The following is a 12577-nucleotide window of genomic DNA, read 5'->3' on the forward strand; positions in this document are numbered from 1 at the left end:
TTATCACGAGGACGGCATAATGCGGAGGAAGTCCGCCAATGCCTTTGTTTCCCTGGCGGTCTGTTCACTTTCCTCCGCATAATTTTTGATGCGCGTCAGAGCGTATCCAACCAGTCGAGCACGCCCTGGTCGCGCCGCCATGATGGCGGACTATCGGTCTTTGGTCTTTCGACCCGCTCCAGTGCTTTCCGTTTGGTCTCCAAGTTGGCCTGTGCATAGTGGTTGGTGGTCTCAAGGCTGACATGACCCAGCCAGCTTCGGATGACCGTGACGTCGACGCCGGCGGCGACCAAGTGTACGGCCGTCGCGTGCCGGAAGCTATGCGGCGTCACATGTTTTCTCGCCAGCGTCGGCGCGGTCTTTTCAGCCGCCCTGACATAGTCCGCCAGCTTGAACCGAACGCCCGAGGCGCTGAGAGGGTTGCCGTAGCGGTTTACGAAGAGAGGTTCATCGGCCGGCCTCGGTATTCGCTCAAGCAACGACCTCAGCAAGGCGACCGTTTCCGGCCAAAGCGGGCTGATCCGTTCTTTCCGGCCTTTTCCGTACAATCGCACGCAGGCCGGAGCATCGAACCTGATCGCCTGGGGGCGAAGATCAAGCGCTTCCTGGATGCGCGCGCCGGTATTGTAGAGCAGCGACAGCAAGACATGGTCCCTCTGGCCGATCAACGTGGAGCGGTCGGGTTGAGCCAGGATCGCCTGCACTTCTTCGGGTTCGAGGTAATCTGGCGCGCGGATCGGTGCCTTTTTCGTCGGCACGTTCAGAACCTCCGCGCATTGCGCCATGAACTCCGGTTCGCGCGTTGCCACAAAGCCGAAGAAGCTGCGCAGGGCGGCGAGGCGGCAGTTCCGGGTGCCGATTGTGTCACCGCGTTCGACCTCAAGATGTTGCAGGAAGGCGATGACCTTCGCCGCGGTCAATTCGCTCAGCGCTAGGCGAACAACCGGCTTGCCATGCCGGGCCGCGACAAATTGCAGAAAGAGCCTCCAGGTGTCCCGATACGACTTGATGGTATGCACAGAGGCGTTGCGTTGCTGGACCATCCAGTCAGTGAAGAACATGCGCAGCAATTGGGGGAGCGGATCAGATTTCATGGTGCCACCTCCGCCGGTTCAGCGTTGCCGGGCGAGGTGAAGGCCCGGAACCGCTCACTCGCTTCATACAGCAGCTCCTGGGTCACCGTGATGTAGACCAGCGTGGAGTTGATATCGCGGTGGCCGAGATATGTTGCAAGATACGGCAGCTTTTCCTGCGGGTTCACACCTTGTCGGTACCACTCGAGGATCCGGTGAACGACAAAGGTATGTCGCAGGTCATGGATGCGCGGCCCGGTCTTGCCCGTGGCCGGTTTGAGACCAGCCATGCGCAGAATGGCAACAAGGTGGGTGCTGATAGTTGCCCGACAGTAATAGCGGTTCTTTTGATCGTGCCAGAACAAACCGGCGTCTGGGCTGCGAGAGACCTTGGCCTTCTGCCGCGCTTCGAGAAGCACGCACAGAGCATCCATCGCGCTGTCCGACAGCGGCAGAATGCGGGACTTGAAGAACTTCGTCTCCCGGATCGCGATTGTTCCGGCCTGCATGTCAATGTCGCCAAGCGTCAGCCTTGCGATCTCGCCGATTCGCAGCCCGGCGCAATAGGCCAGAACCAACATCGTGTAGAGGTTGATCGGACGCGAGGGCGCGCGCGGCGATGGGTAGGTCCGGGCAATTGCCAGTAACCGCTGGATGTCCTCGGGTCTGTAGATATAGGGACGCCGCCAGCTGCGCACGACTTGTTTTTCGGGCCGGTTATTCGGTCGCCGTTTGGGGCGAGTTGGGTCGTCATGACACAGTGCCTTGTTCAGGATACGTGCCAGTCTCTCGCATTCGACAGGATGATTTACATTGGACTTTGTCTGGCGATATTGCGCAAGCAGCGTCTCCAACGGCTTGCCATCAAGATCGGGCCTTTGCTGCAGAAAGCGGTCGAACCGGCGGCAAATGACGTCGGCCGCCTCATACCGGTAACCTCGGCGCTGCATCCGCTCGACATGGTTGCGCATCAGCTCTCCCAATGAACTTTCGAACGGTCGAGGTTGCCGCAACGCCTCGAGTGCCTGATTGGGATCAGGGGCCATCAAAGCCCGTATTACGCCCGTGTCACTGTGGGCATTATAGTCACGGCGAAGGTCGGAGATCGGATTGCTCCCAATCCTTCCTTCATGCGCCAGGGCATCGAGGAAGCGGGCAACAATCCGGGCGCGGTGCAGCACCGTTGAGCGGGCCCAAACCTCACCGCGCTCACGCAACCAGTATTCAAGTGCTTGCCGGCCGGTTGCGCCAAACCGCAACACCGCCTGCCGGAAGCTGTTCAGCGCTTGCCGATAGTAGATTGGCGTTATCGCGCAGTTCAATGGAAGCCGGGCGATGTAGTGCTCGATGATCTCATCGCCATCCTCGGGCCAACCTCTCATTGTCTCACCTCCCGGTCTGGAAGGTTGATGGCAATCGAACGCAAGTCTTCGGTGGCGAGCTTCAGATAGGGCGCTGTCGATTCCGGGGATCGGTGGCCAAGTACATCGCCAATGATCTTGCGCGGGGTGGATGCCCTCAGCATGCTGACCGCACGGGCATGGCGAAAGATATGCGGCCCGCGCTTGCCAGCAAGCTCAATTCCGGCGGCAGCGAGGCGCCGTTTGACCACACCATAGAGGCCGCCCGCCTTCATCGACTGATAGGGTGCACGGCTCCGCAGGAATACGGTGCGGACATCCGCGTCCGGACGGCCGTCCCGCAAGTAACGCAGGATCGCTTCCCCCACGGGTTCCATCAGGGGCAGCATAGCCGTGGCATTGGTCTTGGAGCGTTGCACCCGAAGAGTATCCGCCCGCCAGTTGATATCCTCGATCTGCAGGCGGCCGACCTCGCCGGACCGAAGGCCGTAGTTGGCAAGAAGCTGCAGGATCGCGTGATCACGCAACCCCAAGGATGAGCTGTCCTGCCCCGCAAGCTCAAGAACCGCCGCGATCTGTTTGACGGTCAGGATCGACGGAATGCCCTCATGGGCGTAGAGAAGCGGGGCAATCACATGACCCGAGAGATCGTCCGCATGCAGCTTGCTCCGGTGCAAATGTCGCAGGAAGCCGCGTAACCGTTCGGCGACATCCTTGAGCGATTTGCGTGTCAGGCCCGGCGCCCTGATATCCATATAAGCATCGATGTCGCGCACGCTCAGATCGGCAAAATCGGCTTTTCTGTATCGCTGGATGAGCCATTTGCAGAAGTGGCGCGCCTCCCACATCAGCGCCGTGATCGAAGGCTCGGCCAAACCGCGTTCGTGTCGCAGCCATCGCTCATATTGGTCGCAAACCTCGCGGGTGAGACGCTCCGCTTCGTTTGCAGCAGGCAGAGCCGGCGGCCATTTCGGCAGAGCGGAGCGCAGCAAAGCGTAAATCCCCGACCGCGGTATCGATGCCCAGCTGGACCCCGGTGCGCGCCCGCGGTCCATTTGAAACTGCCGGACCGCGTAGCGCAGATATTCGGCGACAAGTTCCGGAGTGACGTCGTGCAGGTCAATCGCATGCTCTTCCAGGTAAGCGAGGAATTGACCCGCGTAGAGGCAATAATTGTGAATGACAGTTGGACTATAGCGCTGCCGGCGCAGCGTGCCGCGAAGTTCTGAAATTTCCTTGAAAGGCGATTGGGACATCGATTCCTCCTTGGTTTGATTGATCAACCCAAGAAACATCCAGCCTGAAATAATGCGCAGCAAGAACGGCACAGCCACGACCCAACACATTGAAATCAAACGGGCTACGAAATTCTCCTCCGCATTATGCCCTCCTCGCGATAACTGCGGGTGCTGCGCTCGGACAAGCAGGCGATTTTCAAGCACGCGGCCGATGCGCAGCGCGCTTGTGACTACCTGATCGCCGGATCAGAGGCGGGCAGGGCAGGGGGCAGCGCGGAGGCCGCCTGAATACTCTGTCCAGCGAATTCGAGAATGGCAGATATGTGCCCAACATACCGAGACTGCGGTCGCAGTACGCCGACGCCGGATGAAATGCGTTCGATGGCAAACAGCTTACTCAACAGCCGCGAACTCACGGTCTTGGCGCGGCGACCGGCCGAACTTGCGGGCGTATTCCCTCGAAAACTGCGCCGAGCTTTCGTAGCCGACACCAAATGCGATCTCTGATACTTTTGCGCTGGATGTCTGAAGCGCATCGCGGGCACGCAGCAGGCGCAGGTCCTTCTGATATTGCAGCGGAGAGGTGCCGGTCACGGCCTTGAATTGCTCGAAAAAGGTTGAGCTGCTCATGCCGACGCCTCGAGCGAGGTCAGTGATGACAATCGCCTTGGCGAGATGGGTCTGGATGTCCCGCGTGGCCTGAAAAATGCGACTGGCCGTGCTTTCGTGCCAAAGCAGCTTGTGCAGCGTCTCGCCATGCGGCCCCATCAACAGTCTGGCGTGGATCTCGCGGGCAGTGATCGGGGCCAACAGACGCCGCGCGGCGTCGGTTTCGCATTGGCCAAAGTAGCGCCGCAGAGCGTCTTCGATCTCTTTATCCGTCTCGCACAGATGAATCGAAAACGGGTCCGACGGTCTGCTGTCCGATGTGGGCAAGACCGCAGGTGCCAGAGAGCGGAGTAGGTCCAGATCAAGCGGGAAGACGAGCGCGATGTAAGGGGTCTCGGGCGTCGCTTGGGTGATCCGGGACAGGACCGGCAAGGCATGGCTGACGATCAGGGACTGCCCGGCTTTGACCTGCAGCGTTCTCGCGCTGCTCCCGACTTCTTTGGCGCCTTGCAAGACGAGACACAGCACCGGGCGGTAGACTGTCGCATTCTGGCTTGTCGTGGCGTCATGGCGCAACAAATGCGTCCCGCTATCCTCGTGAAACAGCGCGCCCTGCTGTAATCCCGACTGGTCGAGGACCTGCGATACGCAGGTTAGCAGTGTTTTGGACCTCATGGCCGCCTCCGTTGTTTCGGCTCCTAAGCTCTAGCACTTAAAGGAGTGAGAATTTACCGAAAAATGCAATGCTCGGAGGATTGTGCAAGAAAAGCGGACAAATCAGAAAGATTACCATGCCTGTCCTGAATATCGTGTCCATAACGACATGGAGGGATCGCTAAGATGAAAAAAGTCATGATTACCGGGATCGCTGGTGGCTTCGGCAAGCCGACCGCATTGGCTCTGCTGGCAAAGGGCTACGACGTTGCCGGAAGTGTGCGCAGCCGCAGTGGAAAGAACGCCGCGACTGTCGCCGAGCTTGAAGCTGCAGGCGCAAAAATCGTCGAGATGGATGTGACCGACGCGGCCAGCACCGAACGCGGTGTTGACGATGCGATTTCCCAACTGGGTGGGCTCGACATCCTGTTCAACAACGCCGGGATCGGTTCTTACGGCATTCAGGAACTTATGTCCCCGGACGACATGGCGCACGTATTCGACGTGAATGTCATGGGTGTTCAGCGGGTCATGCGGGCAGCCCTTCCGCACATGCGGGCGCAAGGCCGGGGAACCGTGCTCTATACCTCCAGCCTCATCGGGCGAATTGCGACCCCGTTTTACGGCACCTATTCTGCGTCGAAATGGGCGCTGGAAGCCATCGTCGAATGCTATCGGACCGAGCTTTCCGGTTTCGGGATCGAGTCCTGCATCATCGAACCTGGGGCCATGCCGACAGCGTTCTTCGACGGCCTGGTGGCCCCGAACGACGCGGCGCGCGAGGCCGAATACGGCGACTTTGCCGCCGTGCCCGCGATGTCGAACGCCGGGCTGGCCCAGATGCTCGAGGCGACGCCAATGCAGCGGCCAGAGCGGATCGCAGAAACGGTCGCAGCCCTTCTGGACATGCCGTTTGGGCAAAAGCCCTTTCGCACTGTCGTAGACCATGTCGGCGTCGGCCCCGAGATCGAGCGCTACAACGATGTGCTCCATGATGTCACCCGCACCGTCCTGACCAACTTTGGCATCGCTGAGATGCTCGACCTGAACGCATGAGGAGACAAACATGCAAACCATTCTGATCACAGGGGCCTCATCCGGCATCGGCGAAGCGACGGCACGACACTTTCAGAGAAACGGTTGGAACGTGATCGCCACGATGCGAGACCCAACCAAGGGTGACGCGCTCGCCGTTTTGGACAACGTGGCCGTGGTCCGGCTCGACGTGACCGATGCAGTATCGATCCCGGCGGCTGTGTCGGCGGGCATCGACCGCTTCGGCAAGATTGACGTGCTGCTTAACAACGCAGGCTACGGCGCATATGGCGCGCTCGAGGCGTTCACGATGGACCGCATCCGCCGCCAGTTCGACACAAATGTGATCGGGCTGCTGGAGGTGACAAAGGCCGTTCTGCCCCATATGCGGGCGAACCGCTCGGGCACGATCATCAACATCTCGTCTATCGGCGGGCAGATTACCTTTCCTCTCGGGACACTTTATCACGGCACCAAGTTCGCAGTCGAAGGCCTGTCAGAAGCGCTGCATTACGAACTCGAACCCTTGGGCATCCGCGTGCGGATCGTTGAACCTGGTATGATCAGGACGAATTTCGGGGGCAGCTCTTTCGATTTCGCGATGGATGAAAGCCTGTCCGACTATGCACCAACCGTGGAGGCCATGGGCCGCCTGTTCGGCAAGCTGGCGTCAAAACCCTCCGCGCCTGAAACGGTGGCCGAGGTCATCTGGGACGCCGCCAATGAAACCGGATACCGTTTGCGCTTTCGTGCGGGGGCCGACGCTGAGCGGCTGTTGGACGAGCGGAAAGCAATCGATGATGCGACCTTTATTGGCAGCATTAAGAAGATGATGAAGGGCTAAAGCACGACGTCCGCTGAGCCAACTCCGGGGACTTTTCGGGTCGGGTTGGTTCTGTCTGTCTCCATCCACCAATAGGAAAAGAAAAAGCGGGCTTTGAGATGGGTGTTTCAACTTCTCAAAGGAGAGCCCCATGTCCATGACCGTTCAACCCCAGACAGACCGCCCTGATCCGAGTGCGATCGCAGCGCAGAACGACGCGTTTCGCAAGCTTGTGTGCCTCGGGGTGCCGCCTGAGCAGCCCATCCAGGGCCGGATGCATGTGACCCGTTCGCTCATGGAAGCCGGAGACGGCTTCATGGCCGAAGCGGTGAGGGCCACGGGCACGTTCGACACCTTCGAGCCTGAGAATGATCCCGAAGGATGGCATGACTTCGGGGCGGTCGAAATCCGGGGCGAGACCGTGTTCTGGAAAATCGATTTCTATGAGGCGGATTCTGACTTCCGCTATGGGGCCGAGGCCCCGGACAATCCCGCGACCACCATGCGCGTGCTGACCATCATGATGGCGCGCGATTGGTAGGGCAGGGGACTCCTCCCCCCTTACCTCCCGAACGCAAGGCCCACTGACCCCTCAAAGGGAGAGTGGGCCTTTTGTCGTGGTGATCCCCGCACCCGGGGATTGGTCACGCGCGTGATGGCGCGGGCCGAACCATACCCATGGAAAAGGACATACTATGACCACAAGCTTTGCTCCCCTTACCGTCGCGATCGGCGATCTGGTCCCGCATCCCGCCAATGTGCGCAGTAACGCGCCGGAAACCTATGATTCCGAGAACATCGCGCATCTGAAGGCCAGCATCGCTGTGCTGGGCCTGCTCCAGCCGCTTCTAGTCCAGAAACTCGACGGCAAATACGCCGTGCTCGCCGGTGGCCGTCGGCATGCCGCGCTGAAGGAGCTGGTCGCGGACAAGTCCGCGAAGGGCTTCACGGCGAAGACTAAGATCGACTGCCGCCTCGTCCCGGACGATTGCGACATCACCACGGCGCTGTCGCTTGCCGAGAACATAACCCAGGCGCCGATGAACGCGATCGATGAGTTCGAGGCCTTCGCCCGAATGATGGAGATCGACGGGCAGACGCCCGAGACGATCGCCAAGACCTTCGGCACGACCGTTGCCGCCGTCAAAGGCCGGTTGCGCTACGGCCTGATCCACCCCGACATCCGCGCCGCGGCCCGGGCCAAGACGATCACGCTCGACACGATGAAGGCTTTCGCCGAGCATCCTAGCCAAGAGGTGCAGAAGGAGGTCTACGAGGCGCTGACTAAGGAAGACAGCCATCTTCAGGCATATACCGTCCGGCAGGCCCTCAAATCCCGCGGGGTACAGGTCAGCGACGATATCGGGGCCTTCGTGCGCGGGGACTACGAGGCACGCGGCGGCGCCGTCGCGGCCGATCTTCTGGAAGAACATTCCGTGCTCGAGGATTCCGCGCTGGTCGAGACCATCCTGCTCGAGAAGCTCGGTGCCGCCGCCGAAGAAGCCTGCGCAAAACTGGGCTTTGCCTGGGCCGATGCGGTGGTGCGCTATGATTACGCGACTATGGCAGACTACGGCCGCGTCTATCCCGGCCCGATCGAGCCCGATGAGGCGGCCCAGAAGCGCATCGACGAGATCACCGCCGAGCTCGAGCAACTCCAGCTTGAGATGGAGGATGAGAGGCTTGAGGACGATGCCTACAATGCCCTCTACGAACGTGTGGACGCTTTGGAAGAGGAAGCGCGCGATCTGCAGGAGGCCTACAGCGCCGAGGACCTCGCGCGGTCTGGGGTAATCGCGTCGTGGCAGGGTGGGAAGATCACGCTCCATATTGGTCTCGTCCGCCCGGAAGACACCGTCAAAGAGGATGGCGCGCGCGGCTCCTCGGCTAGCCCGACCGGTCAGGAGGCCCCCGACGCCGGCGAAATCACCTACCCGGCCTCGCTGGCCGAGGACCTTAAAACCGAACGGGCCATGGCCCTCGGGGCTGCGATGGCGCTGCATCCGGAGGCCACGCTCGATCTGACGCTCTTCAAGCTGGTGAGCGACGTTCTGGCCAGCGGCATGAGTGTCACGCAGGCGATCAAGATCGATGCCCGCAAAGAATACCGCACCCACGCCAAGATGGAAGAGATCGACGGGACCTCGCTCGAGCAGGTGGCGGCGGCGCATGATGCGCTCGATCTGTCCTGGTTGGACGAGGCCCGGTCTCCCGCCGATCAGTTCGCGGCGTTTCGCATGCTCGAGCCAGGCGAGAAGGCCAAGCTCGTCGCCTTTGCAACCGCCAGCACCACGCAGTCCTGTTTCGCGCGGGACCGCCAGCGCGACAGCTTGATGCATGCGTTCGAGATCGAGATCATGCCCGACATTCGCGCCCACTGGACACCGAATGCGGCGCTGTTCAACCGTTTCAAGAAAGCCTGGCTCCTGAAGATCCTCGGCGAGGATCTGGGTCTCGCCCAAGAGGCGGTCACGCTGGCCTCGTCGAGCAAGAAGGAGATCGTCGCCTTCTGCGACAAGCTCTTCGCCGAGCCCTTCGCCACGATCACAGATGCACAGCGCGCCGCCGTGGCCGCCTGGTGCCCGCCCATGATGCAGACCCCCGGTGTCGCCTGTGATGTGGCGGAGCCCACTGCGGAAACCCAGGAGCCTGACAGCGAGGTCGCGCAAGCGGCCTGAGTCCTCACGCGACCCGCGCGAAGCATTTCGCTCGTGCGGGTCGCCTCTCACACACCCAACGGAAAGACATCCCCATGGCTATTCTCAAATTCTCTGCGTCTGCGGTCGCGGCGCAGATCGCACATGCGCGCGCCTGCAAAACCTTCCTGCCCAACTGGAACGGACCCGTGGACAGACCCGCCCTGATCCTCATCGTCGGCAATGGTGTGCATCTGCGCTCCAACGGCATTGATGGGACGACCACCCGCATTGTCACCACCGAACAGGCCGATCCCTCCTTTGCCTTTGCCGACGGCATGAACCCGTTTCGGGACACTGACTGGATGGCGCAGCGCCGCATGGCGTTTCGCGATCTGACCGGCCAGTTCTACACGGACATTCTCGACGATGTGCAGGTGCTCATCGACCGTGGCCAAGGGACGGTCCGGCTTGCCACCGATGGCCACAGCATCCGCGTCTTCGTGCGCCGGGCCTCGGACTATCTCATCGGCGGGACCTACGAAGTGCCCTCCGGTCTTGGCGGCACCTTCCGGGTCATCCTCAAGGATGCCTGCGACACCTTCGCGATCGTGCAGAACTGCGGCAATTGCGAGGATTTCGACGCCATGCAGCCCTACCGCGTGCCGCTCGATGCCCTGATGGAAATCGATGATCGGAGGGCTGCTTAACGCGCCCTTTCTCAAACATGCATCGCCAATACCCTGCCGGGCCGGCGGCCCTCTCGGGACATTGGCGACAACAATTTCCCCAATGAGAGAAAGGACTCTGAGATGGGTTGGCTCTTCTACACCGACCGCCGCGTCCAGACCTATGCGGATGAGAAAGCGGAGATTGCGCGGCTCTGCACTTTCGAGGGCGACACGCGCAAAACCGAACTGGTCAAGGCCTGCAAAGTCGGCTCCACCTGGTATGCGGCGGCAAGGGTCACCAATCTCGACGGCACCGCTGTCGAAGACGCGACCTATGTCACCGATCCTGACGGCTCGATCACTTTCGGGGCTGTCTTCCTCACCCGATACGATGACGGCTGCTGGGGCTACAAGGACATGGAGGAAAGCGCGGGTCCGAACGAGTCGCGCGCTCCCCTTGGATTGATCAAGCTTCTCTCCGGCCTGAAAGACCCGGACAGCTACGCCCATGCCTGGCGCCAGCGCTGCCGGGATTGGGCGTCGATCCCGGACTACGAGGAAGGCGACAAGATCAGGCTCGCCACCCCTGTGACACTCACCGATGGCAGCACCTGCCAGATCGTCACCGCGACCCACTACAGGCGCGGGCGGCAAAAACGCCGCTGCTATCGTATCGAGGAAACCGGCGGTCTCGTACGCCTGTCGAAAGCGACGCTTGCGGGCTCGGAGCTGCTCAGCTCCGCGAAAGGTGCTGCCAGCCCCGTGCTGGCGGAGTATCTCGCGGGGCGAGAATAGGTGCTGCGCCGGAAAGTTCATCGACCTGCCCGGCGACAGCAGATCCTGCGGCTTATCTTGACAAGACAATGCAAATGCATTACCTATCACGGGTAGCAAAGACCCTTTTCTTTCAGGAGACAGCCATGACAGCGCTCGTGCAAGACGTCTCGAAACTCACGGATCGCTATCAGACGACCGTGCCGGCGGGCGTGCGCAAACAGCTCAAGCTGGGCAAGGGCGACCAGATTCGCTACTGTACCGAGCCGAGTGGCAGGGTCTATATCGAGCCCGTGCGCAGCGACGAGGATGATCCTGCGCTCGGCGCCTTTCTCGATTTTGTCGAGGCCGATATCAAGGCGCATCCGGATCGCATTCGGGCGTTCGATGGGGCTTTGCGTGGCCGTCTTGCAGCACTTGTCGGAGACGTTGACGTCGATCTCGATGCGCCGCTATCGCCCGAGGATGAATGAGCGGCGATAGCGTGCCCGCAGGGGCGCCCTTTGTCGTAAACGGATGGTCGATTTATGCGCATCCGCTCTTTCTGGACCAGCTCGAAGGGCTGACCCTGGAAGTTGAAGCGCGTAAGGCACGCGATCCAAAGACATGGCGCAAGAAAAATTCCGCGAAACGGCTGGCCGCCATCTTCAAGCTGGTCACCGAGGCCATACCGGCAGATCCGAGTGCCGCCGCCTTCCGGCAAGGCGGCACGCTCGGGGATCACCGCAAGCATTGGTTCCGGGCGAAATTCTTCCAGCAGTATCGGTTGTTCTACCGCTTCAACAGCGATGCCAAAGTCATCGTGGTGGCCTGGGTGAACGACGACAAGACCCTGCGCGCCTACGGCAGCAAGACGGATGCCTATGCGACGTTCAAAGGGATGCTGGAAGATGGAAATCCACCTGACAATTTCGACGCGCTCTTGAAAGAAGCTGCAGCGGCGGACAAACGGTTCGAGACGTCTCTCAAAGCGGCGCCCGATCGGTAAGTGGCCCGGTTAGCTGTGAACCTAACGGTCTTCCCGTTCACGGCACCACTGTGGGTGATGTAGCATCGACCCATAGCATAGTCGGAGAAAGCGCAATGGACCCAACGGGTAAGGAACAGCCGCACCTCGGTCTCGAGGAGCATTTCCGTGGCGACTGATGTCAATTCGTATGACGCGTGGTTTCGCGCGCAGTTACAGACCGCGCTTGAGGATGCACGCGCGGGAACTTCACAGGTTCAGGTAATGCAGGCCGCGCAGGCTTTGATTGATGCGAAGCGCCAGGGCCAATCCAAGCCCTGACCAAGCCTTGGAGGTCAGCGCAGTCTGACCACGTCACCCTGAAAAGCGAAAGCGGGCTTTTTGTCCTTTGGAACTCAGACCCTGATCCAAAGGAAAATCCCCATGACCAAGCCCAAACCGGCGAACCCGACTCTTTCAATCTCCGAAGCTAACCTCACCTCTGTGCTGGCGCAAATCGGCGCGGAGATCGACCACCAACCCCTGCGCAGCTCAGCGCTCGCGCGCATCATGCGCGAGACCTTTCTTGGCAGCGATGCCGGCGGTGCCTGGGACTGGCGCATGGCCTACGACCTGATGCAGGCCGCGGCCGTCCAGGTGCTGCTGCGTGAGGCCTGCGCGGCAGGTGACATCGCCGCTGCAAAGCTGCTTGCCTCTCGGCTGCTGACGGAAACGCGACGGTCAGAGCAGCAGATCC

At 60.8% G+C, this 12577-nt stretch carries 13 protein-coding genes and 2 pseudogenes; 11 read left to right on the plus strand and 4 right to left on the minus strand.

The genetic code is table 11. From position 1 onward, the window contains the following. Positions 1-95: 95 nt before the first annotated feature. The 3 genes from ACP15K_RS19790 to ACP15K_RS19800 are packed head-to-tail and all read right to left on the minus strand — an operon-like array spanning position 96 to position 3876. Positions 96-1094, minus strand: a complete 999-nt coding sequence (locus ACP15K_RS19790; protein WP_424990672.1) for a tyrosine-type recombinase/integrase — start codon at positions 1092-1094, stop codon at positions 96-98. Then, positions 1091-2455, minus strand: a complete 1365-nt coding sequence (locus ACP15K_RS19795) for a tyrosine-type recombinase/integrase (RefSeq protein WP_424990673.1) — start codon at positions 2453-2455, stop codon at positions 1091-1093. Before ACP15K_RS19795 ends, ACP15K_RS19790 begins: the two co-directional genes overlap by 4 nt. Further along, a complete protein-coding gene (locus tag ACP15K_RS19800; RefSeq protein ID WP_424991407.1) occupies positions 2452-3876 on the minus strand; it encodes a tyrosine-type recombinase/integrase in 1425 nt (474 codons plus the stop codon). The genes ACP15K_RS19795 and ACP15K_RS19800 overlap by 4 nt, the downstream gene beginning before the upstream one ends. On the opposite strand from ACP15K_RS19800, the pseudogene ACP15K_RS19805 reads away from it, so the two are divergent. Next, a pseudogene (locus ACP15K_RS19805) lies at positions 3835-3960 on the plus strand (ArdC family protein); the annotation flags it as partial. The gene ACP15K_RS19800 and the pseudogene ACP15K_RS19805 sit on opposite strands and share 42 nt — an antisense overlap. A gap of 105 nt (positions 3961-4065) precedes the next feature. On the opposite strand, the gene ACP15K_RS19810 reads toward ACP15K_RS19805, so the two are convergent. Then, positions 4066-4956, minus strand: a complete 891-nt coding sequence (locus tag ACP15K_RS19810; protein WP_424991408.1) for an AraC family transcriptional regulator N-terminal domain-containing protein — start codon at positions 4954-4956, stop codon at positions 4066-4068. Between the two features lie 165 nt (positions 4957-5121). Between ACP15K_RS19810 and ACP15K_RS19815 the strand changes: the two genes are divergently transcribed. The 10 genes and pseudogenes from ACP15K_RS19815 to ACP15K_RS19860 form a co-directional block, all read left to right on the plus strand. After that, the gene (locus tag ACP15K_RS19815) at positions 5122-5991 is read left to right on the plus strand and encodes an SDR family NAD(P)-dependent oxidoreductase (RefSeq protein ID WP_424991409.1); all 870 of its coding nucleotides are present in this window, start codon (positions 5122-5124) and stop codon (positions 5989-5991) included. Between the two features lie 10 nt (positions 5992-6001). Beyond that, positions 6002-6814 (plus strand): SDR family oxidoreductase, encoded by an 813-nt coding sequence (locus ACP15K_RS19820; RefSeq protein ID WP_424991410.1) that lies wholly within the window; start codon positions 6002-6004, stop codon positions 6812-6814. Between the two features lie 130 nt (positions 6815-6944). Further along, positions 6945-7334, plus strand: a complete 390-nt coding sequence (locus ACP15K_RS19825) for a DUF3768 domain-containing protein (RefSeq protein ID WP_424991411.1) — start codon at positions 6945-6947, stop codon at positions 7332-7334. A gap of 154 nt (positions 7335-7488) precedes the next feature. Next, on the plus strand, positions 7489-9471 hold the full coding sequence (locus ACP15K_RS19830; protein ID WP_424991412.1) for a ParB N-terminal domain-containing protein: 1983 nt from the start codon (positions 7489-7491) through the stop codon (positions 9469-9471). A 74-nt stretch (positions 9472-9545) separates the two neighbouring features. Then, on the plus strand, positions 9546-10139 hold the full coding sequence (locus ACP15K_RS19835) for a regulator (protein WP_424991413.1): 594 nt from the start codon (positions 9546-9548) through the stop codon (positions 10137-10139). A gap of 102 nt (positions 10140-10241) precedes the next feature. Further along, entirely contained in the window at positions 10242-10895 is a 654-nt protein-coding gene (locus ACP15K_RS19840) for a DUF6927 domain-containing protein (protein WP_424991414.1), read from the plus strand. Positions 10896-11020: 125 nt separating this feature from the next. After that, the gene (locus tag ACP15K_RS19845; protein ID WP_424991415.1) at positions 11021-11347 is read left to right on the plus strand and encodes a type II toxin-antitoxin system PrlF family antitoxin; all 327 of its coding nucleotides are present in this window, start codon (positions 11021-11023) and stop codon (positions 11345-11347) included. Next, positions 11344-11862 carry a type II toxin-antitoxin system YhaV family toxin gene (locus tag ACP15K_RS19850; RefSeq protein WP_424991416.1) on the plus strand — a complete coding sequence of 173 codons (519 nt, stop codon included), beginning with the start codon at positions 11344-11346 and terminating at the stop codon, positions 11860-11862. Before ACP15K_RS19845 ends, ACP15K_RS19850 begins: the two co-directional genes overlap by 4 nt. A 147-nt stretch (positions 11863-12009) precedes the next feature. Next, entirely contained in the window at positions 12010-12162 is a 153-nt protein-coding gene (locus ACP15K_RS19855) for a StaA (RefSeq protein WP_424991417.1), read from the plus strand. A 102-nt stretch (positions 12163-12264) separates the two neighbouring features. Continuing rightward, positions 12265-12577, plus strand: a pseudogene (locus ACP15K_RS19860) (methylase); the annotation flags it as partial.

Origin of the sequence: Fluviibacterium sp. S390, assembly GCF_049800695.1 — a bacterium.
Lineage (GTDB): Bacteria > Pseudomonadota > Alphaproteobacteria > Rhodobacterales > Rhodobacteraceae > Meridianimarinicoccus.

Excerpts from the sequence above, each read along its gene's own strand:
- ACP15K_RS19790 (WP_424990672.1), bottom strand. The coding sequence starts at position 1,094 with ATGAAATCTGATCCGCTCCCCCAATTGCTGCGCATGTTCTTCACTGAC.
- ACP15K_RS19795 (WP_424990673.1), bottom strand. The coding sequence starts at position 2,455 with ATGAGAGGTTGGCCCGAGGATGGCGATGAGATCATCGAGCACTACATC.
- ACP15K_RS19810 (WP_424991408.1), bottom strand. The coding sequence starts at position 4,956 with ATGAGGTCCAAAACACTGCTAACCTGCGTATCGCAGGTCCTCGACCAG.
- ACP15K_RS19815 (WP_424991409.1), top strand. The coding sequence starts at position 5,122 with ATGAAAAAAGTCATGATTACCGGGATCGCTGGTGGCTTCGGCAAGCCG.
- ACP15K_RS19820 (WP_424991410.1), top strand. The coding sequence starts at position 6,002 with ATGCAAACCATTCTGATCACAGGGGCCTCATCCGGCATCGGCGAAGCG.
- ACP15K_RS19825 (WP_424991411.1), top strand. The coding sequence starts at position 6,945 with ATGTCCATGACCGTTCAACCCCAGACAGACCGCCCTGATCCGAGTGCG.
- ACP15K_RS19830 (WP_424991412.1), top strand. The coding sequence starts at position 7,489 with ATGACCACAAGCTTTGCTCCCCTTACCGTCGCGATCGGCGATCTGGTC.
- ACP15K_RS19835 (WP_424991413.1), top strand. The coding sequence starts at position 9,546 with ATGGCTATTCTCAAATTCTCTGCGTCTGCGGTCGCGGCGCAGATCGCA.
- ACP15K_RS19840 (WP_424991414.1), top strand. The coding sequence starts at position 10,242 with ATGGGTTGGCTCTTCTACACCGACCGCCGCGTCCAGACCTATGCGGAT.
- ACP15K_RS19845 (WP_424991415.1), top strand. The coding sequence starts at position 11,021 with ATGACAGCGCTCGTGCAAGACGTCTCGAAACTCACGGATCGCTATCAG.
- ACP15K_RS19850 (WP_424991416.1), top strand. The coding sequence starts at position 11,344 with ATGAGCGGCGATAGCGTGCCCGCAGGGGCGCCCTTTGTCGTAAACGGA.